The organism is Zavarzinia aquatilis (assembly GCF_003173035.1).
Taxonomy (GTDB): domain Bacteria; phylum Pseudomonadota; class Alphaproteobacteria; order Zavarziniales; family Zavarziniaceae; genus Zavarzinia; species Zavarzinia aquatilis.
Window position 1 is genome coordinate 218,508 of the sequence record NZ_QGLE01000002.1, and the last position, 20,202, is coordinate 238,709.

The window sequence follows — 20,202 nt, forward strand, 5'->3', positions numbered from 1 at the left end:
CCCTATCTCCGCTTGCGCGGCGCAGTGTCGGGGAAGCGGTCGGCCAAGGCAAGCGGTCCGGCGCAGAGGGCGAAGAAGTCGCACCTGCCCTGCCGCTGGGTCGCCATGAGATAGAGCGTGTGCATCATGCCCCGGTCGCGCTTCAGCGGCGCATAGCGGTCGGGATCGAACAGTTTGTGGAACTGGGGCGAGGTCAGCAGCGGACTGACCCGGTCGCCCTCCTTGCGGCTGTGGCCGGCGAGGGTCAGCGGATCGACCAGGGGAAAGCAGACGACATCCGCCCCGGCGCAGGCATCGACCCAGGTGACGGCGGGGTCGAGGCCGATGGCCGCGACCTCGTCGCGGAACCACCCGCAGCGCGGCTCGGCGGCCAGAAGTGGCGTCATCGCGCCGAGGGTGACGAAGCCCACCCGGGACAGGCCGGCGAAATCCGCCCGGCGGCGCATCAGCGCGCGCCCCAGGGCCGAGATGGCCACCGTCGTGCCCACGCTATGGCCGATCACCAGAAATTCGTCGCAGTCGCCCTTGGCGGCGGCATCGGCGATCAGATCGGCCATCTGGTCCATGCGCGCGTCGAGCGGGGCGGCCTTGTGATGGATCTGCCGGAAATAGAAATTCACCAGCTGCCCGCGCCAGAGCACGCTGCCCGTCCTCCCGAGGAAGGCGAGGGCCCGCGGCACGCCGAGCAGACCGAGGGGGATGCCGGCAAGGATGGCGAAGCCGGGCAGCGGCGAGAAGGCGACAATCGCCGCCAGCAGGGCACAGGCGATCAATGGCAGGCCGAGCAGGAGCAGGCACAGGACCGCCACCGGCTGCAGGATGGTCAGCATATAGACCGGCCGCACCTGGTAGATGCGCCGGAAATAGCCGGCCCATGTGGCCCACACGACGGTGCGAAAGGTCTCGGTGACGAAGGACCAGTCGGCTTTCGGCCACATCTCGCGCGCGACATCGTCCCAGCGCAGGAAGCCGAAGCGGGTTTCGGTCTCGACCGTCTGCCCGTCGATCCCGGCCTTGCCGGTCATGGTCCATTCGACGAGATGCGGCCCGGCGGACTTGCGGGAGCCGATGCCATATTCGACCCGATCGCCGGCAGAAGCGGCGGCTTTGGGCGCCTCGCCCCGCCACAGTTCGTGGTAGTGGCGGGCACCGCGCGGGTCGAAGCCGCTGACGAACAGCACGCGCCGGCGGCGGATGCTGCGGTCGGCGGATGCTGCTTGGCTCGTCGTCATCTCAACGCCTCTTTCCCCATCGCGGCATCGGGGAATGCCACCCCGCCCGCCTGTCCCGCCCATGCCATCACGGCGCGCCAGCCCGCGGCGGCGCCGTCGATCAGCGCGAGGCGACGTTTCTCCATCCGCCCGACGAAGGCGCCGGGGCCACCCGGCGTCACCACCGACAGGGCGGCACCACCCGGCAGCCGCGCCGCCCCCAGCAAGCGGGCGAGCGCCGCGTATCGCTCGCCCCGGGCGGCGAAGGCGGCGCCAATGGCCGGCGACAGGCGCCGCACCAGCAGCCGGCGCATCAACGCCCCGCCGCCACCGGGCGCGGGCCGCGCGGTCGGCCGCGTCAGCAGGACGAGGACATGGCTCGCCCCTTCCCGCTCGGCGATGCCGACCGGCACCGGCGCCGACAGGGCGCCGTCGACCAGCAGGGCGCCGTCCGGGCCCGGAACCGGCGGCCCGCTCAGCAGGGGCACCCGGCTGGTGGCGCGCAGGGCCCGCATCACCTCGCCATGATCGCGAAAGCCGGTGAGCGGAACGGGCGCGGCATCTGCGACACGGGTCGCCATCATGGTCAGGGGAATGGCCGCGGCGATCAGCCGGGCCGTATCCAGCGGCTTGACCGCGGTCATCACATGATCGACCAGAAAATCGACATCCATCGCCGGCCGGCCGCGGGCCAGACGGGGTAAGCTGATGAAGCGCCGGTTGTTGATATCCTCGTAGAAGATGCGCGTGCCCGGCAAGGCCTGTCCCGCCAGCAGGTAGGCCCCGGCGCAGGCCCCGGCCGAGGTGCCATAGACCGCGTCGAATGCCGTCGTCAGGCCGAGATGTTCGAGCGCGGAGACCATGCCCCCGGCAATGACGCCGCGCATCCCGCCGCCTTCGATCACCAGCGCGAGACGCTGGCCATCCGCCCGCGCCCCCGGCCGGGAGCCGGCGCGCCGCCGCGCCAGCGCGAGGGCGGCGACCGGATCGGGCCTCCCGGTCATCCGCCCCGTCAGAAATTGAAGGTCAGGGCGGCGCTGCCGTATTCGAAAGCCTGCGGCTGGCCGTCGAATTCCTCGGACCGCTTCACATAGGTCGCGTTGAAGCGCATCCCGACGGCATAGACGACGAAGCCGACATTGAATTCGGCGACCAGCGGCTTCTTGTCGACGCTGGGCGAATCCTCGAACGTATTGCCGTCGAGGAAGACATCCCGCGCGCTGGCCCAGCCCTCGACGCCGGTGAAGACGTACCAGCCGCCGCCGCGCCGGACGACCGGCACCGGCGCGCTGCCGGCCGGCCGCACCCGGGGCAGGCCGAAGTCGGCGTCCAGCTTGTTGCCGAGGCGCAGCAGGGCGCCCGCGCCGGCATAGGTCTGCACATTGCCGACCGCGACATTCACATGCGGCACGAGGTCGAGGCCGATGCTGCGTGTCAGCTCCAGCGGCGGCGTGCGCCAGCGCCGCGACAGGCCGATCAGCAGCCCGGGCTCGTCGGAGAGCTGATGATCCCAGCCCATGGACTTGTTGGAGCCGATGAGGTTGTGGGTGATGTCCTGGATCTGCTCGCCGAGAGCGGCGGGGCCGACCACGCCGGCCTGGATTTCCAGCGTGTTCTGGGCGTAGCGATTCTCCGTCACCGCCAGCGCCGAGAGATAGAGCCAGCCGGCATAGGGCCGGTCCTTGGGGTCGGGCGGGTTCAGCGATTCGTCGGAAGGTTCATAGATGTTCTGGCCGAGGGCGAGTTCCCAGCGGCTGCGCCCGGCCTCGCCGAAGGTCCAGCGATTGGCCGAGACGAGGGGCGCGAAGACGAAATCGGGCGCGGGCGCCGGCTTGCTGAAGATCAGCTTCACGCCGCTCGTGTACCATTTGTCGGTGCCGTTGAACTTGTCGTTCTCCATCACCACCGTGAAGCTGGCACGGCGGAAGGTGGAACCCGAGGACGCACCGACATCGTCGTCGTCTTCCGCGAAGGCCGGCGCGGCCATGGACACGGCCGTCAATCCAGCCAGCAGCACAGCCCCGAAAACGCGCGTCAAACCCATGTCGATACCCCCAGACAAGCGCGCGGATGTTACGGGTGCGGGCGCCACCCCGTCAACGGAGGCCCCCTGCTTTGGGACTTGCGGCCGACGTTATCTCTGTCACCCTCCCGGACATGCCAGTCTGATATAGCCGTCGCCGGAGGTGCGGCACCGAAATGAGCACGATCGTCGGCACTGTCTTTGCGATTGCGGGCCTGCTCGCCCTGATCAGCGTGTTGCCCGCCCTGGCCCAGCGCCTGGCGGTGCCCTACAGCGTGGTGCTCGCCGTGGTCGGCATCGGCATCGGCGCCCTTTCCTCGGCCGCGGCGGCGACGGCGATCAGCGGCCCGGTCGGCGACATGCTGCTGGAATGGCGCGACTTCACCTCGAGTTCCGTCGTCTTCATGGTCGTGTTCCTGCCGATCCTGCTGTTCGAGGCTTCCCTCGGCATCGACGTCCGGGAATTGCTGGACGATCTGTTCCCCGTGCTGTTGCTCGCCGTGGTCGCCGTGGTCGCGGCCACGGTCGCCGTCGGTTTCGCCCTGTCCGTCGCCGGGCCCTTCGGTCTCGTCCCCTGCCTCCTGCTCGCCTCGATCATCTCGACCACCGATCCCGCCGCCGTTGTCGCGATCTTCCGCGATCTTGGCGCGCCGAGGCGCCTGTCGCTGCTGGTCGAAGGGGAATCGGTGTTCAACGACGCCGCGGCCATCACCCTCTTCACCATGCTGATGGGGGCGCTGACCCGGGGCACCAGCCTCGACGGCATGGACGGGCTGTGGCTGTTCCTCGAGCATTTCGCCATCGGCCTTGCCATCGGCATCGGCTTCGGCTGGCTCGCCACCATGGTCGTGCCCTACCTGCGCGACAATCGCCTCGCCGAATTGACCCTGACCGTGGGCGGCGCCTATCTCGCCTATATCGTGCCCGAGACCTATCTCCATGCTTCGGGTGTCGTCGCCGTCGTCGTCTTCGCCCTGACCTTCGGCGCCATCGCCCGCCTGCGCATCGCGCCCGAGAACTGGCGGCACCTGCATCATTCCTGGCAGACCCTCGGCTTCTGGGCCAATTCGCTGATCTTCGTGCTCGCCGCCATGCTGGCGCCGAAGACACTGGCGACCATGACCTGGGCGGATTTCGTGCTGCTGCTCGTCCTCGTCGGCTCGGCGCTGGCCGCGCGCGGCCTTGTCATCTTCGGGATGCTGCCGCTGATCACGGCGACCGGTCTCGCCCGCAAGGTGGCGTGGAGCTACAAGTCGGTCATCGTCTGGGGCGGCCTGCGCGGCGCCGTCACCCTCGCCCTCGCGCTGGCGGCGACCGAGAATCCCGCCCTCGCCCCCGAGCTGAAGCGTTTCATCGGCGTGCTCGCCACCACCTTCGTGCTGTGGACCCTGCTGGTGAACGGCCTCACGCTGAAGCCGCTGATCCGCCTGCTCGGCCTCGACAAGCTCTCGGCCGCCGATATCGCCACCCGCGACCGGGTGATGGCCCTCAGCCTGACCGAGGTCAAGGATCACGCCCAGCAGGTTGGCCACAACCACCGGCTGGCCGATGCCGCCGTGCGTCAGGTCACCGGCTATTACGAGCGCCGCCTCGGCGAGCTCGAGGTCGCCGCCAGCCTCGACCCCGGCGCCGGCAAGGGTGACGATGTCGGCAGCGCCGCGCTCGTCACCCTCGCCCGGCGCGAACAGGCGGCCTATCTCGAAATGTTCGAGGACCGGGTGATCGGGCGCGAGCTGGCCGCCCCCCTCGCCGCCATGGCCAGTGGCCTTGCCGATGCCGCGCGCGACGGCGGGCAGGCCGAGTACCTGAAGGACTGCGGCCGGGTCGCGGCCTTTCCGCCGCCCTTCCGCATCGCCCTGTTCCTGCAGCGCCGCCTCGGCTGGAGCCGGCCGCTGGCGACCATCCTCGAAGCGCGGATGGAGCGGCTGCTGATCATGCAGGCCTCGCTGCGCGACCTGCAGACCTATGTCGAGCATACGCTGGCGCCCGTCTTCGGCCGTGCCGCGGGCGACCTTCTGCTGCAGACGCTCGAACTCCGCCAGAAGGTTCTCGCCGACGGGCTCGACGCCCTGAAGCTGCAATATCCCGATTACGCCGCCGATCTCGAGGCGCGCTATCTGGCCCGCGCCGCCATGGGGCAGGAAACCGTCGCCTATCGCCACATGCTGGAGGAGGGCGTCATCTCGCAGGAGGTGATGAATGCCCTGCTGCGCGATCTCGAAACCCGCCGCGCCCTGATCAGCCGGCCGCCCCGGCTCGACCTGCGCCTGTCGCGGGACGAGCTGGTCAACCGGGTGCCAATCTTTGCCGGCCTCGGCCTTGGCCGTTGCGGCGCCGTCGGCGCCCTGATGAAGCCGCATCTCGCCGTGCCTGGCGAGCGGATCATGGCCCGGGGCGAGCGGGGCGACACGATGTATTTCATCTCGTCCGGCGCGGTCGAGGTCTCGGTCGGCGGCACGCCGATCCGCCTCGGCTCCGGCGCCTTCTTCGGCGAAATGGCGCTGTTGTTCGACCAGCCGCGCAATGCCGACGTGACCGCCCTCGGCTATTGCCAGCTGCTCGAATTGTCGCGCCGGGATTTCGAGCGCCTGATGGCTTCGGACGAGACCATAAGGCGCACCATCATGGCCGCGGCCGAGACCCGCGCGCGCGGCCACCGCGAGGCGAAACCCACCCCGGGCTGAGGCTCGGCGCCTCCCGTTTCGTCATCCCGGCGAAGGCCGGGATCCTGGGCCGGCAAGGGCGCCTCTCTCGTCCAAAGGCCCCGGCCTGCGCCGGGGCGACGAATGTCCCGATAAAAGGCCTCAGCGCAGGGGCAGGTCGAGGATGGCTTCCAGCTCGCGCAGGGCCTGGTCGGCGCCATCGACCTTGATCGTCGTCATTCCCATTGCCCTGGCCGGCTTCAGGTTGATGCCGAGGTCGTCGAGATAGACCGCGCGCCGCGGATCGACACCGACAATCTCGCAAGCCATTTCATAGAAGCGCGACTCCGGCTTGCGGCAGCCGACGCGCCGGCTCTCGATCACCGCACCGAATTCGGCCATGACCGCCCCGACCTCGCGGGCGTAAGCCTCGCCCGCGCCCGAATCATTCACGTTGTTGGTGAGGCAGGCGGTCTTGTAGTGCTGCTTCACCCGGCGCAGCGCCTCGACCATCTCGGGCCGGATCGCACCGTGGATCACCGCGACGACATCGCGCCCGCGCAAGTCGTGACCGAGGGCGCGGGCCTCGGCGGCGAAGGCTTCGTCGAAGCCGTCGAGGTCGATTTCGCTGCGCTCGAACCTGGCCCAGGCATTGTCGTGGGGATTGGCTGCGTTGATGCGGCGGATCGTGTCCGGCGGCAGGCCGCGCGCCACTTCCAGCGCGTTGAACGCCTCGAACGGCGACGACAGGATGACCCCGCCGAAATCCCACAGGACGGCGTCGAATTCCCGGCTCGGCATGTTCACTCCCCTAGCGTTGCGCCGGGCGATGGGCCTTGAGGAAGACCGCCACCGCCGTGTCGGCGAGGCGCGAAATGTCCGTCCTTTGCAATTGGTCGGCAAGCCCCAGCATACGGCGCATGTGCAGGTCGCCGCGGATCATGCCGAAGAACAGTTCGGCCGCGATGCGCGGATCCTCCATCTCGAGATCGCCGCGCGCCTTGGACCGCTCGAGATAGGCGGTCAGGGCGGCCAGCACCCGGGCCGGCCCCGCCCGGTAGAAGCGGGCGGCGAGATCGGGCCGGCGCCCGGCCTCGGCCATGACGAGGCGCAGGGTCTTCAGCGATTGCGGGCTGGTCAGCACGCCCATGAATTCATGGGCGACGGTCGACAGCGCCGCCTCGACCCCCAGCGTGTCGAGATCGGCCGCCATCAGGCTGGCGAAACGCTCGACCGAGCCCTGCGCCACCATGGCCTCGAACAGGTCTTCCTTGGAAGCGAAATGGGCATAGACCGTGGCCTTGGACACCCCGGCCTTGCGCGCGACCGCATCCATCGAGGTGCCGGCGAAGCCCTGGTCCATGAACAGTTCGGACGCCGCCGCCATCACCTGGCGGCGCTTGGCCGACGTGCAGGCGCCGTCGTCGGGAATGGCGGTATCGACCGCCGGATATGCCGTGGACTTCATCACAGAAAACCTTGCCGCCCGGCCGCCACACGACCTGCCATGCGCATGATGCATGACGTGGGGAGGTGTGTGCCAGCCTCGTTGGTGCTATATCAACTGAACTGAACCGTTTAGTCTAGTTCCGGAAATGCGAGACTGATGCCATGAAACCGCATGTGAAGTTCGGCCTGCTGGGCCTCGTGGTTCTGGTCGCGGCCGGCTTCCTGGGCTGGCTCTATCTGACCCGGCATCTGATCAGCACCGACGATGCCTATGTCGCCGCCGATATCGCCCCGATCAGCACCAAGGTCGAGGGGACGGTGGCCGAGGTGCTGGTGACCGATAACCAGACCGTGCGCCCGGGCGACGTCCTGCTGCGCATCGACGATGCCAATTACAAGGCGCAGGCCAACGCCGCGCGCGCCGCCAGCGCCGCCGCCGCCGCCGATGTCGAGACCCTCTCGCAGCAGCTGGCACAGCAGGCCTCGCATATCGCGGCAGCCAAGGCCGACGCCGACAGCGCGGCCGCCGAGGCGGAACGCGCCGCCCGCGACCTCGCCCGCCAGAGCAAGCTGGTCAGCAGCGATTTCGCCACCCGCCAGAACGTCGAAACCGCCAAGGCGGATGACGCCAAGGCGCGCGCCGCCCTCGACCGCGCCAGGGCCAATGTCGCCCTCGCCGAATCCGATACCGCCGTGCTGCAGGCCCGCCTCGTGGAAGCCCGCGCCGCCCTCGACCGGGCCAAGGCGCAGCAGGATCTCGCCGAGCGCAATCTGGCCGACACGGTGATCCGCGCGCCGTCCGCCGGGGTCGTCGGCAACCGCGGCGTCGTCGCCGGGCAATATGTCCGGCCGGGCGTCATCATGATGTCGATCGTGCCGGTCGAGGCGTTGTGGATCGACGCCAATTTCAAGGAAACCCAGCTCGCCGCCATGGGCCCGGGCCAGCCGGTCGAGATCGAGGTCGACGCCCTGCCCGGCCTTGTCCTGCACGGCAAGGTCGAGAGCTTCAGCCCGGCGTCGGGCGCGCTGTTCAGCCTGCTGCCCCCTGAGAATGCCAGCGGCAATTTCACCAAGGTCGTCCAGCGCGTGCCGGTGAAGATCGTGCTCGACCCGGCGGAAGGCCACGGCCGTCTGGTGCCCGGCCTGTCGGTCGTCGTCACCGTCGACACTTCGGTCGAGCCCGCGCGCAGCGCCTATATCCCGGCGCCGGCCGCGGTCGCCCAGGGCCAGTAAGGCACCGCCATGTCGAGAAGCAGCGCCGCCGCCGCCGCGAAGCCGCCCGCAGCGCCCGCGCCCGCCCAGGCCGCGACCACGATCCGCGTGGACGCAGCCGGCAACCCGAGACCCGAAAGACGCCATCTGATCGGCTTCTTCGTCATGGTCATCGGCATGTTCATGGCGATTCTCGACATTCAGATCGTCGCCTCCTCGCTGTCCGAGATTCAGGCCGGCCTCGGCGCCGCGCCCGACGAGATCGGCTGGGTACAATCGTCCTATCTGATCGCCGAAGTCGTGATCATTCCGCTGTCGGGCTGGCTGTCGCAGGTGATTTCCACCCGCTGGCTCTTCGTCATTTCCTGCGGCGGCTTCACCCTCGCCTCGCTCGCCTGCGCCTTCTCGTGGTCGATCGAGTCCATGATCTTCTTCCGCGTACTGCAGGGCTTCCTCGGCGGCGCGATGATCCCGACGGTCTTCGCCACCTCCTTCTTCGTGCTCGGCCGCAACAATCCGCGCGCCTCGATCCTGATGGGCCTGATCGCCACCATGGGGCCGACCCTCGGCCCCACATTGGGCGGCTGGATCACCTCGGCCCTGTCGTGGCACTGGCTGTTCCTGCTGAACATCATTCCGGGCATCTTCGTCACCCTGTCGACGGCGACGTTGATGGACATCGACCGGCCGAATCTGAAGCTGCTGAAGGGCTTCGACCTTCAGGGCATCGTCGCGGTCGCGGTCTTCCTCGGCTCGATGCAATATGTCCTCGAGGAAGGCGCCAAGGATGACTGGTTCCAGTCGGATACCATCGTCGGCTTCACCGCCGCCGCCGCCTTCGGCGCCTGCTGGTTCTTCTGGCGCTCCTTCACCTTCGCGCGGCCGGTGATCGACCTCCGGGTCTTTTCCAACCGCAATTTCGCCATCGGCTGCCTGATCGCCTTTTCCATCGGCTTTGGCATGTATGGCTCGGTCTATGTGCTGCCGCTGTTCCTTGCCCGGGTCTCGGGCTATGACAGCTATCACATCGGCACCGTGCTGGCGGTCACCGGCCTGTGCCAGTTCCTGGCGACGCCGATCGCCGGCATCCTGTCGCGCAAGCTCGACGCCCGCGCCGTGCTCGGCATCGGCGTGTTCTTCTTCGCCCTTGGCGTCTATCTGAACACGTTCCTGACCTCGGAATCCGGCTTTTCCGATTTCGTGCTGCCGCAAGCGGTGCGCGGCTTCGGCATCATGATGTGCATGATCCCGGCCAACATGCTCGCCCTCGGCGCCCTCGACATCCATCAGATGAAGAACGGCTCCGGCCTCTATAACCTGATGCGCAACACCGGCGGCGCCTTCGGCCTCGCCGCCATCAACACCCTGCTGACCGACCGGCTGGCGCTGCACGTCTCCCGCCTCGCCGAGGCGGTGAACCCGGCCCGGCTGGCGGCCACGGCGAAGCTCGAAGGCCTGTCGAGCTATGTCTCGACCGCGGCGGGCGGCACCATCGACGGCGACAAGGGCGCCCTCGCCCTGGTGCGCCAGATCGTGCAGCAACAGGCTTCGGTGCTCGCCTTCACGGATGTCCTGCTGATCATGGCCGGCGTCTTCGTTTTCGTGCTGGCCTTCGTGCCGCTGATGCGCCTGCCGAAGGCCACGGCGATCGTCGCCGATCACTGACACCCGTCCTAAATGTGAGGACGGTTCGCTTTTTCATTGCCACGCCTGCACCCTCGAATTAGTCTGACAGAAAATCAGATCACCCCGACTTAAAAACAACACGGGGGATTCCCTAGGGAGGGTAATGGTATGAATGCGCTGGTCTCCCAGATCACGAAGGACCCCGCCTATAACACGGTGCGGCCCAACGACTTCGGCGCCATGATCGCCGTCGATCGTTACGGTCAGCGGTCGAGTGCCTTCGACAAGATCATCACCGCGACCCACGACCATTTCTGGGACCCGCTCGATCCTGCCTATATCGACTTTTCGCAGCCCTTCGACATGGAGAACCAGCCGCTGCTGCCCTTCGACCTGATGGTCGAGCTGCAGTCGGCGGTCGCCGACAAGCTGGACGAAAAGCAGAAGATCCAGCTCGTCAACATGAACACCCATTGGTCGCTGTCGTCGATCCTGCATGGCGAGCAGGGCGCGCTCGGCCTGTCGGCCAGCCTGTGCCACATCCTGGTCGATCCGGGCGCGCAGGAATATGCCGCCAATCAGGCCCGGGAAGAGGCGCGCCACGTCACCGCCTTCACCCGCTACATCCAGGCGCGCTGGGGCAAGCCGGCGCCGGTCGGCCCGATCCTCGGCAATCTCCTGAGCGAACTCGTGCTGGCGGAAGAGGTCTACAAGAAGCTGGTCGGGATGCAGATGCTGGTCGAGGGCCTCGCCATGGGCGCCTTCGCCATGCTGCATTCCAAGACCTTCGATCCCCTCCTGAAGAAGACCACCCAGCTGGTCATGACCGACGAGGCGTTCCACCACAAGTTCGGCAAGATCTGGGCCGACCGCACCATGCCCAAGCTGAGCGCGGAAGAGCATGACAAGGTCGAGGACTGGGCCTTCAACTGCTTCCAGTCGCTGTTCTTCAACCTGGTCTCGCCCGACCAGAAGGGCTGGATCTACGAGCGCCTCGGCCTCGATCCCGCCTGGGTGCAGGGTGCCGTGCTCGAAGCCGCGACCGACGATCTGCGCCGCGAGCGCATGAAGGACGGCACCGACATCTTCCGTGTGCTGATCAAGACCCTGCTGAACGCCGGCATCATCACCGACCGCACCCGGTGGTTCTACGAACAGTATGTCGACATGGTCCAGCTGAAGGCCGAGGGCGACTACATGGTGGGCGACGCCATCGCCGAGGAAGGCATCGAATACCTGAAGGGTATCAACAAGAACCGCAAGAGCTTCGGCAAGGCGGTCGCGTAAGGGCTTACCCCTCTGGCGAAGGGCCGTCGGCACGAGCCGGCGGCCCTTTTTCTTTTGCGCACGTCAATAAGGCAGGCTGTCGAGGCAGCGATCCTCGTCCAGGCGGAAGCCCTCGGCATTGCCGGGGCGAGAGCGCCAGGCGACCATCGCCGGCCGCTCGTCGAGACCGGCCACGGGATAATACTCCGGCTGTCCCGGCGCCCCCGCGATGCGATAGCAACTCCTCGGCTGGCCCGGCAGGTCGAGGCACAGCGCCTCGCCACCGGTTGCCCGATTGATCGACCAGCGGCCTACACGGGCACAGCGGCCATCGAGGCGCACGAAACGCCAGTTTTCGTCATAGAAATCGACGATGGCTCGGGGATCGCCGTCGATCGAGTGAAGGTCGAAGGTCCGGCCGCGCAGCGTCGGCGCCAGCGGCGAGGCCGAACGGTCGGCGCCGTCGACACGGGCCACGCTCGGCAGCCAGCGGCCGCCGTCACGCGACTGACCGGACAGGCGCGCCGCCAGTTCGGCCATGAAGCCATCCAGCACCTCGGTCGCGACGGCGCCAAGGGCATCGGTCGCATTCTCGCAGGCGAACTGCAGGCCATCCGGGTTGCGATGGCGCCGTTCGGCCGCGACCCGCGTCTCCACCATGGAGCCGGCCGCATACTGGACCTGAACCAGGGCCGAGAGATCGAGCCGCGCGGTCGAGGCATGGTGCCAGAACTCGGCGATATGCTTGCGGTCCAGCCAGAACCGCCGCTCGAACGACAGATCGGTCACCGGCGGATCGACCGTCACCACGATCTGCCCGGCATAGCCCGCGGCCTTCAGTTCGTCCGGCGGCAAGATATCGGCCCCGACCACGACCGCCTCGACATTGGCGGCGACAGTACGGCGGACCGACAGGTCGAAGGCATCGCGCAGGTCGAAATTGATCACCTCGGCGTTGCAGTCATAGGCCGAGGGCACGACCCGGGCCGCCAGCGCCTGCCCCTGCACCACCAGAAGGAATTTTCCAGGATGGGGTGAAGCCCTGAGAGCCGGTGGTGCCTGCACCGCTTCGACCTGCACGTCGACCTCCGTCCCCCAGCCATAGCCGAGATCGAAGGCGCAACCACCCAGCATCAGCGCAGCCATCGCGGACAGAATCACCGAGATCTTCAATTGGCCTTCCCCCATCAACCGGCGGATTCTACGCGGAACCTGCGACGGCGGCGACCCCCGACATTCCTGCATGGCGGCCACGACATCGCGATGTAACCCGGCGGCAACGACCGGCGAACTACAGGGCAAGGACGAGACGACGCCGAGGACCGCAGACGATAGCCCCCTCACCCGACTGAACACCCGGCCCGACCGCCTTGCCCGAAACGCGCATCCCGCGCAGCCTGAAGATGCACACCCCGATCATCCGCCGCCACGGGACAATCCGGCCCGGCGAAATCGACCCATCTTTAGTAATCAGAAAGGTTACAAAATGAACACGCGCCTTCTCTTCGCCTCCCTCGCCGCCCTGTCGCTCGGCACCATCGCCTCGACCGGCAGCTTCGCCGCGCAGCAGTCCGGCGGCAAGGACAGCTATGGCCCTGGCATCACCTACACGCAGAAGGCCGCGCCCGGCAGCGCCGAAGCCTTCGCCCTGATCGACAACGAGAATGCCGCCGGCCCCGGCATCGTGATCGCCACGCCCCCCACGGCCCACGCAGGCGGGACCGGTCCCGACAGCGAGCTGGCCATGGCGTCGGCATATCCGGTTGACAACCGCAACGGTCACTGAGGGCTGGAGCCACCGCCAGCCGGACCGCCAGCCGCGGTCCGGCTCAGCGCGGCGAATGCTTGGCGAGGATGCGCTGCAGCGTGCGGCGATGCATGTTCAGCCGGCGCGCGGTCTCGGAAACATTTCGCTCGCACAGTTCGTAAATGCGATTGATGTGTTCCCAGCGCACCCGGTCGGCCGACATCGGACGATCCGGCGGTTCGGGCTTGGTGTCGCCCGAGGCTTGCAGCGCGGCGTCGATATCGTCGGCGTCGGCAGGCTTCGCCATGTAGTCGACGGCGCCGGCCTTAACCGCGGCGACCGCCGTCGCGATATTGCCGTAGCCGGTCAGCATGACGACGCGGGCATCGGGGTTGATATCGCGAATGGCCGCAATGACGTCGAGGCCATTGCCGTCGGCGAGACGCAGGTCACAGACGGCATAGCGTGGCGGATTGCTGCGCGCCGCCGTGATGCCGGCCGCGACCGAAGGTGCCGTGGTGACGGCATAGCCGCGCTTGGCGAGGGCCCGCGCCAGACGCTCGCGCAGGATATCGTCGTCGTCGACGAGCAGAAGCGTGCGGTTCGGGTCGACATTCGAGGGCGCAGGTGTGGTTTCCATGGACTTTCTGTCTCCCGTGCTCACTCGTTCCGAGCGCCGACGGCTTCGGCCGCCAAACCGGAGCCCGCGATATCCAATATGCCCCGAGGCCAGCGAATCGCAACCTCCGCGCCACGACCGACGCGGTTGAAGAAACCGATGCGCCCCCCGGAATGTTCGATCAGGGTCTTGGCGATGAAGACACCGAGGCCCAGCCCCTCGCCCTTCCTGGTCGTCACGTAAGGCTCGCCCAGCGATTCGAGGATTTCCGCCGAGAAGCCGGGGCCGTCGTCGCTGACCGCGACCACGATTTCATCGGCATCCCAGTCGATGGTGATGATCACCTGCTCGCGGGCGAAGCGCATCGCGTTCTCGACCAGATTGCCGAGGCCATGCAGGATTTCCGGGCTGCGGCGGACCTGCGGTTCCGCCCCCTCGCCCACATCCTCGATCTGGAAGCCGATCTGGCGCCGCAGGTGCGGCTCGGCCGCGGCCTCGACCAGCGCGGTCAGGCCAAGGACCGAGAAGGTCTCGTCGCGCATGTCCTCCGGCCGGCGCGACAGGCGCGACAGGATATCCCGGCAGCGCGCGGTCTGGCTGCGCAGGATCGCGAGATCGTCGGCATGGGCACTGTCGGAAAGTTCATTGGCGAGTTCGCCGACGACGATGGCGATGGTCGCGAGCGGCGTGCCCAATTCATGGGCCGCCGCCGCCGCCAGCGTGCCGAGGGCGGACAGCTGCTGTTCCCGGGCGAGGGCGTCGCGCGTCGCGGCAAAGGCGCTCGACAGGCGCCGCGCTTCCGCCGCCACCCGCCAGGCATAGGTGACGATGAACACCATGCCGAGGGAAAGGCTGGCCCATATGCCGATCATGTAGATCGGGTCGATATCGAAAGGCTGGCCACGCCAGGGCAATGGCAGATGCAGCACCGACAGCATGGTGATGCAGGCGAAGGCAAGCGCCCCGAGACCGACCGTCAGACCGAGTTCGAGAATGGTCGCCGAAATCGTCACCGGCACCAGGATCAGGAAGGAGAACGGATTCTGCAGCCCCCCGGTCAGATACAGCAGGGCAGCGAGCTGCAGGATGTCATAGGCGAGATAGAGACCGGCCTCCCGGTCCGACAGGCGCTTGGCCGCCGGATAGACCGCCTGCAACACGATGTTCAGCAGGATCGACGCGGCGATGGGGATCGCGATCGCGACCATGGGCAGTGGAAAATCCAGCACCACGGCGACGACGAACAGCGCCCCCGTCTGGCCCGCGACGGCAAGCCAGCGCAACAGGACAAGAGTGTGGAGGCGCAGGGGCGCGCCCGCCGCCGCCTTGGTCAGCGAGGTCGCCGGATTTTCGGGCTCCGCCTCTTCGCGCGGGGACTGCATCATGATCGCCATGGCGCCACATTAGGGGGGCTGGGTCCGCCCCGCCACCGCATTGAGGACGTCAGGCCCCTGACTTTGTGTTGAAGGCGGCGAGCTGTTCCGCCGTCGCCTCGCGCTGATGGCGCCGCTTCCATTCGTCGTAGGGCATCCCGTAGACCTCGGCCCGTGCCTCGTCCCTGGTCAGGGCGACGCCGGCCTCGTCGGCCGCGTCCTTCAGCCAGTTGGACAGACAGTTACGGCAGAAACCGGCAAGATTCATCAGCTCGATGTTCTGGACATCGACCCGCTCGCGCAGGTGCCCGACAAGGCGGCGGAAGGCCGCCGCTTCCAGCTCGGTCCGGGTCTTATCGTCCATGGCTCTTCGCCCCTTCGGTTGAGTCGCATAGGGTTGATTAACTTTTCGCAGCGAATATCCCGTCATGCAACCGCTCCGCCAGCGTCCATGACTGCGTCCGCTGCATCCCGCCTGCGGATCTTCCGTTCGCCGCCTCATGTCCTCATCTGGCGGCTGTCGGTGCTCATCGCCGTTCTCGGGCTGCTGTTCGGCACTCACCTGATGCTCGACCGGCGGGCCTATCTGGCCGAGACGACGGCCACCACGCGCCTCGGGGCCACGGTGCTCGCCGACTGGACCGCCCGCACGTTCGATCTGATGAACAGCCTGCTCGCCGCCGCGGCCGAGGTGCGCGAAGCCGATCCGGCACCGAGCGATACCGCGAACCGGAAAGACGTCCTCGAAACCGCCTTCCGCCGTCTGCTCGGCGCCGATCCCGCCGTGATTGACATCGGGCTCTATTCGCCCGAGGGGCGTCTGATCGCCTCGGCCGGCGGGGGCGAACGCCTGCCGGCGGAGTTGTCCCCGCTGATCTGGACATCGGCCCTTTCATCGCCCGGAGAAGGCCCCGCCGCGATCGGCAAACCGCAACGGGACCACCAGGGCCGTCTGCTCCTCGTCGCGGGCTTTCGCCTGGGCGACGGCGCAATGCTGGTCGGCGCGATCGAACACGACTATCTGAAGGCAGCCTATCAATCGGTGCTGCGCCGTGCAGCCAGCGTCGTCACCCTGACCGACGGAGGCCATCTTGTTCTGGCGCGAACTCGGGACGACCGTTTCGCCGCGGGCAGCCTGCTGCCCTTCACCCCGGCGCAGGCCGACGCGGAGGTCGACGGTGTCCCGGACGCCGATCCCCGGCTGGTCGGCGAGCGGCAGCTCTCGCCACTTGGCCTGACCGTCACCCTGACCACCTCCAGGGCTGAAATCGCCGCAGGCTGGTGGCATCGGCAGGCCCTGTTCATCGCCATGTTCACCGCCGCGATGCTCGTGCTCATCGTCGGCGGTCACGCCTTCTATCGCCGGTTGCTGGACATCGAGAACAATCGGATCGCCCTGCACCAGGCGAGGGACCGCGCCCATGACGCCAGCGAGGCGAAATCCCGCTTCCTCGCCATGATGAGTCACGAGCTGCGGACCCCGATGACCGGTGTGATCGGCACCCTCGACCTGCTGCGCCAGAGCCCGTTGAACGGCCGTCAGGCCCAGCTGGTCAAGGTTCTGACGACCTCGTCCAACGCCCTGCTTGAAGTCCTGAACGATATTCTCGACTTCTCGAAGATCGAGGCAGGGGCCGTGCAGATCGAGGAGGTCGATTTTCGGCTGGAAGACGTCGTCGGCGCCACCGCCGACATGTTCCGGGCCCGCTGCGAACAGAAGAACATCCGCCTGATCGCCCGCATCGACGCCGATGTCCCCGGTTGGCTGAAGGGCGATCCGACGCGCATCCGGCAGGTTCTGACCAATCTTGTCGGCAACGCGGTCAAATTCACCGAAGGCGGCGAAATCAGCCTTCAGGTCAGCCACCAGTCGCTGAACGACAAGCCCACCGCAGGGCCGGTCGAGCTGCGGTTCAGCGTGCAGGATACCGGCGTCGGCATTTCCCGCGCGACCCAGGCCCATCTGTTCGAGCCTTTCGTCCAGGCCGATGCCTCGACGGCCCGGCGCTATGGCGGGACCGGGCTCGGCCTTGCCATCTGCCGCCGGCTGGTCCAGGCCATGGGCGGCGAGATCGGCCTGACCAGCGCCCTCGGCAACGGCAGCCGCTTCTGGTTCACGTTGCGCCTGCAGGCCACCGAGGCACCGTCGGAAGCGGTCGCGGAGGCCGCCGCGGCCCCCGGCCCCGTGGCTCCAGCCGCGCATCACGGGGCGCATATCCTCGTGGCCGAGGATAACGAGATCAACCGCTTCCTCATTCGCGAGCAGCTGACCCGGCGCGGCTATCGCGTGACCACGGTCGAGAACGGCTGGCAGGCGGTCGAGGAGCAGCGCGCCAATCCTCACGACTTGGTCATTCTCGACATGCGGATGCCGGTGATGGACGGGCCGACCGCCCTCGCCCATATCCGCGCGCTCGACGGCAGGGCCGCGACCTGCCCGGTCGTGGCGCTGACCGCCGATGCCCTGCCCGAGGAAATCGAAGTCTATATCCGCAGCGGCGTCGACGCCCTGCACACCAAGCCGATCGACTGGCAGGCGCTCGACGACAGCCTGCGCCGCCTGCTCGACAATCGGATGACACTGCCGGCGAAATCCGCGACGCCACCCGACGGCGGCGCCGCCAACGTCAACGAAGCCGCCGGGGCGAAGCCCCCCACCGCGCAGACCCTGCTGGGCCTGAGCGGCGCCAATCCCGGCTTCAATCCGGCAATGATCGAGGATCTGCGCGATGTGATGGACGCCGCCGCCATCGGCGACCTCATCGCCTCCTTCCGCTGCACCCTGCTGAAGGAAGGCGCCGCCCTGCGCGAGGCCGCCCTCGCGGGGGATGCCGCGCGCCTGCGCGAGGTCGCACACACCATCCAGGGCATGGCCGCCCAGATGGGCGCGGACGGCATCGCCGCGGTCGCGCGGACGATCCGCCTCGACGGGCCATCGCCGATTGCCCCGCGAGACCTGCCGGGCCGGATCGAGTTCTACGACACGATCGTCGCTGCGACCCTGTCGCGGCTCGACGGTTTCACCAACCTAGGCGCCGCCTGACCTCGGCCGCGATACGCGGCATCTCGTCGAGGGGTTCGTACCCCCAGCTGTCGAAACGGCCGTCGAACCAGCGGACATAGCCATCGGCCACGAGATCGTCGACGAAACGACCGAGGCGCTTCGAGCGGCCGGGCAGCCGCGCGACATGGACAGGCCGACCCGTCACCAGAGCCTCCGAAATCATGGACACGGAATCAGCGGTGATCACCAGATGGTCGGCGAGGCCGAGCAGGCCGAAATAGGGATTGTCGCCCTTGCCGTCCCAGATGAAACGCGGCCGGTCGCCGAGCGCCTGGCGCAGCCCCTCGAGCGCGGGTGCGCCGGTGCGCCGCGACGGCGTCACCGCGAGACTGCCGCCGACCCGCGCCGCCGCCGCCGCGAGCGACGCCCCGAGCGCCGCGCCCGAGCGGGCATCGAGCCGATAGCGCCGGTTGGAGCCGCCGAGCAACACGCCGATCAGCGGCCGCGGCATATGGGCGAGGCGGTCGCGCCACTGGCCCGCGCCGGCCTCGATCTTGGCCGGGGTCACCCGGTGCAGGCCCGCCCGCGTCTCGACCACATTCTCGCCCGCCAGCCGGTCGTGGCGCGGCGCGATGACGACGTCGAACAGGCGCAGCGGCAGCTTGGGGTTCTGCAGATGGACGAGGCGGGTGTGGCCGCCGCTCGCCCGGCGGATCGCGACCGCGAGGGGGGCGGCAACATTGCCGGTCGATATGACGAGGTCGGGCCAGGGCGGCGTCAGCGGGTCGCTGTCGGCGGTCGGCGCCTTCAGCGGAAACGGCCACAGGCGCCCGGGCAGCCAGTCCCACGGCCGGCGCGCCCGCACGCGCTTGACCACATGCGGCAGGCCGAGCGCCTCGGCGAGGCCGACGATCTGCGTCTCCATGCCGGCATGGCCTTCGCTGAGGCACCAGACCAGTGCCGGCGCCGCGCTGGGCGACAGGGCCGTCGTCACCACCACTCTCCCCGCCGGCGGCAACGCAACTCTCGGGCGCCGGATCTTCGGCGCAGAGGTTTAACGAGACCGGCGCCCGGCACAAGCCCGCAATTGCCAATCGGAAGAGGCGGCCCGCCCACCGGCCCGCTATAAGACGGCATGACCGCCCCTGCCCTGCCCCGGCCGGCCCCCGTCTGGGCCCTGCCCGCCCTCGCCCTCGGCGCCGCCTTCATCGGCTGTTCGCCCATTTTCGTGCGCCTGTCGGAACTCGGCCCGACGGCGACCGCCTTCTGGCGCCTCGCCCTCGCGCTGCCGCTCTACTATGCCTGGATGAAGGTCGCCGACCGCAACCGGCCGGCGGCGCCGCCCCGGCTGCCTGCGGGATCGCGCCGACGCCTCCTGCTGGCCGGCCTGCTCTTTACCGGCGACCTGTTCTCCTGGCACTGGTCGATCCACATGACGACGGTGGCCAACTCGACCCTGCTGGCCAATTTCGCCCCGGTCTTCGTCGTCTTCGGCGCCTGGCTGCTGTTCGGCGACCGGCCGCGTCCTGTCTTTCTCGCCGGCCTTGCCCTGACCGTCGCCGGGGCGGCCTGCCTGATCGGCGACAGTTTCTCGATCGGCGCCCAGAACGCGGTCGGCGATGGCCTCGCCCTCGTCACCGCCTTCTTCTTCGGCACCTATCTTCTCACCGTGAAGGATCTGCGCGAGCGGATCGACGCCCCGCGCCTGATGCTGTGGTCGAGCCTGGTGACCGCCCTCGCCCTGTTGCCCCTCGCCCTGCTCTCGGGCGAGTCGATTTGGCCGACGAGCCTCGATGGCTTCCTCGTCCTGCTCGGCCTCGCCTGGATCAGTCAGGCGCTCGGTCAGGGGCTGATCGCGGAGGCCTTCGGCCACCTGCCGGCCGGCTTTTCGTCGCTCGTCATCCTGGTCGAGCCGCTGTCCGCCGCCATCCTGGGCTGGCTCCTGCTGAACGAGGCGCTGGGGCCGTGGCAGGCACTGGGCGGCGCGCTGATCCTGTTCGGCATCCTGGTCGCGCGGCGGGGGGCCTGAC

Annotated in this window: 17 protein-coding genes; 7 read left to right on the plus strand and 10 right to left on the minus strand. The window is 68.2% G+C overall.

Going from position 1 to position 20,202, the window contains the following annotated elements:
• Positions 1-2: 2 nt before the first annotated feature.
• Genes DKG74_RS04505 through DKG74_RS04515 form a run of 3 tightly spaced genes read right to left on the minus strand, consistent with a single transcriptional unit; the run spans position 3 to position 3,255 of the window.
• Positions 3-1,232, minus strand: coding sequence for a hypothetical protein (locus DKG74_RS04505; protein WP_109903077.1), 1,230 nt, complete (start codon positions 1,230-1,232; stop codon positions 3-5).
• The gene (locus DKG74_RS04510) at positions 1,229-2,215 is read right to left on the minus strand and encodes a patatin-like phospholipase family protein (RefSeq protein WP_109903079.1); all 987 of its coding nucleotides are present in this window, start codon (positions 2,213-2,215) and stop codon (positions 1,229-1,231) included. The genes DKG74_RS04505 and DKG74_RS04510 overlap by 4 nt, the downstream gene beginning before the upstream one ends.
• Before the next feature lie 8 nt (positions 2,216-2,223).
• Positions 2,224-3,255, minus strand: a complete 1,032-nt coding sequence (locus tag DKG74_RS04515) for a lipid A deacylase LpxR family protein (RefSeq protein WP_109903081.1) — start codon at positions 3,253-3,255, stop codon at positions 2,224-2,226.
• A 155-nt stretch (positions 3,256-3,410) separates the two neighbouring features.
• Here DKG74_RS04515 and DKG74_RS04520 point away from each other — a divergent pair, with 155 nt between their 5' ends.
• Entirely contained in the window at positions 3,411-5,918 is a 2,508-nt protein-coding gene (locus DKG74_RS04520; protein WP_109903083.1) for a cation:proton antiporter, read from the plus strand.
• Between the two features lie 120 nt (positions 5,919-6,038).
• Here the strand turns inward: DKG74_RS04520 and DKG74_RS04525 are convergent, their stop codons facing one another.
• The gene (locus DKG74_RS04525) at positions 6,039-6,677 is read right to left on the minus strand and encodes an HAD-IA family hydrolase (RefSeq protein WP_109903085.1); all 639 of its coding nucleotides are present in this window, start codon (positions 6,675-6,677) and stop codon (positions 6,039-6,041) included.
• Between the two features lie 10 nt (positions 6,678-6,687).
• Complete coding sequence (locus DKG74_RS04530) at positions 6,688-7,344, minus strand: TetR/AcrR family transcriptional regulator (RefSeq protein ID WP_165837531.1); 657 nt, start codon at positions 7,342-7,344, stop codon at positions 6,688-6,690.
• A gap of 143 nt (positions 7,345-7,487) precedes the next feature.
• On the opposite strand from DKG74_RS04530, the gene DKG74_RS04535 reads away from it, so the two are divergent.
• The 3 genes from DKG74_RS04535 to DKG74_RS04545 all read left to right on the plus strand — a co-directional run bounded on the left by DKG74_RS04535 (position 7,488) and on the right by DKG74_RS04545 (position 11,450).
• Positions 7,488-8,558, plus strand: coding sequence for an HlyD family secretion protein (locus DKG74_RS04535; RefSeq protein ID WP_109903089.1), 1,071 nt, complete (start codon positions 7,488-7,490; stop codon positions 8,556-8,558).
• A 9-nt stretch (positions 8,559-8,567) separates the two neighbouring features.
• Positions 8,568-10,202 (plus strand): DHA2 family efflux MFS transporter permease subunit, encoded by a 1,635-nt coding sequence (locus tag DKG74_RS04540; RefSeq protein WP_109903091.1) that lies wholly within the window; start codon positions 8,568-8,570, stop codon positions 10,200-10,202.
• 129 nt (positions 10,203-10,331) lie between these two features.
• Positions 10,332-11,450 carry a ferritin-like domain-containing protein gene (locus tag DKG74_RS04545; RefSeq protein ID WP_109903093.1) on the plus strand — a complete coding sequence of 373 codons (1,119 nt, stop codon included), beginning with the start codon at positions 10,332-10,334 and terminating at the stop codon, positions 11,448-11,450.
• Positions 11,451-11,513: 63 nt separating this feature from the next.
• Here DKG74_RS04545 and DKG74_RS04550 read toward each other — a convergent pair whose 3' ends face one another.
• Positions 11,514-12,602 carry a hypothetical protein gene (locus DKG74_RS04550; protein ID WP_133251500.1) on the minus strand — a complete coding sequence of 363 codons (1,089 nt, stop codon included), beginning with the start codon at positions 12,600-12,602 and terminating at the stop codon, positions 11,514-11,516.
• A gap of 313 nt (positions 12,603-12,915) precedes the next feature.
• On the opposite strand from DKG74_RS04550, the gene DKG74_RS04555 reads away from it, so the two are divergent.
• Positions 12,916-13,215, plus strand: coding sequence for a hypothetical protein (locus tag DKG74_RS04555; protein WP_109903097.1), 300 nt, complete (start codon positions 12,916-12,918; stop codon positions 13,213-13,215).
• A 43-nt stretch (positions 13,216-13,258) separates the two neighbouring features.
• Here DKG74_RS04555 and DKG74_RS04560 read toward each other — a convergent pair whose 3' ends face one another.
• Genes DKG74_RS04560 through DKG74_RS04570 form a run of 3 tightly spaced genes read right to left on the minus strand, consistent with a single transcriptional unit; the run spans position 13,259 to position 15,532 of the window.
• A complete protein-coding gene (locus DKG74_RS04560) occupies positions 13,259-13,816 on the minus strand; it encodes an ActR/PrrA/RegA family redox response regulator transcription factor (RefSeq protein ID WP_109903099.1) in 558 nt (185 codons plus the stop codon).
• A 20-nt stretch (positions 13,817-13,836) separates the two neighbouring features.
• The gene (locus tag DKG74_RS04565; RefSeq protein ID WP_243404018.1) at positions 13,837-15,189 is read right to left on the minus strand and encodes an ActS/PrrB/RegB family redox-sensitive histidine kinase; all 1,353 of its coding nucleotides are present in this window, start codon (positions 15,187-15,189) and stop codon (positions 13,837-13,839) included.
• A gap of 49 nt (positions 15,190-15,238) precedes the next feature.
• Positions 15,239-15,532, minus strand: coding sequence for a DUF1244 domain-containing protein (locus DKG74_RS04570; RefSeq protein WP_109903101.1), 294 nt, complete (start codon positions 15,530-15,532; stop codon positions 15,239-15,241).
• An 87-nt stretch (positions 15,533-15,619) separates the two neighbouring features.
• On the opposite strand from DKG74_RS04570, the gene DKG74_RS04575 reads away from it, so the two are divergent.
• Positions 15,620-18,211, plus strand: coding sequence for a hybrid sensor histidine kinase/response regulator (locus DKG74_RS04575; RefSeq protein WP_109903103.1), 2,592 nt, complete (start codon positions 15,620-15,622; stop codon positions 18,209-18,211).
• Here DKG74_RS04575 and DKG74_RS04580 read toward each other — a convergent pair.
• Positions 18,189-19,166, minus strand: a complete 978-nt coding sequence (locus DKG74_RS04580) for a mitochondrial fission ELM1 family protein (protein WP_243404019.1) — start codon at positions 19,164-19,166, stop codon at positions 18,189-18,191. The two genes, DKG74_RS04575 and DKG74_RS04580, sit on opposite strands and share 23 nt — an antisense overlap.
• Positions 19,167-19,307: 141 nt before the next feature.
• Here DKG74_RS04580 and DKG74_RS04585 point away from each other — a divergent pair, with 141 nt between their 5' ends.
• A complete protein-coding gene (locus DKG74_RS04585; RefSeq protein WP_109903105.1) occupies positions 19,308-20,201 on the plus strand; it encodes a DMT family transporter in 894 nt (297 codons plus the stop codon).
• The last annotated feature ends 1 nt before the right edge of the window (position 20,202 follow it).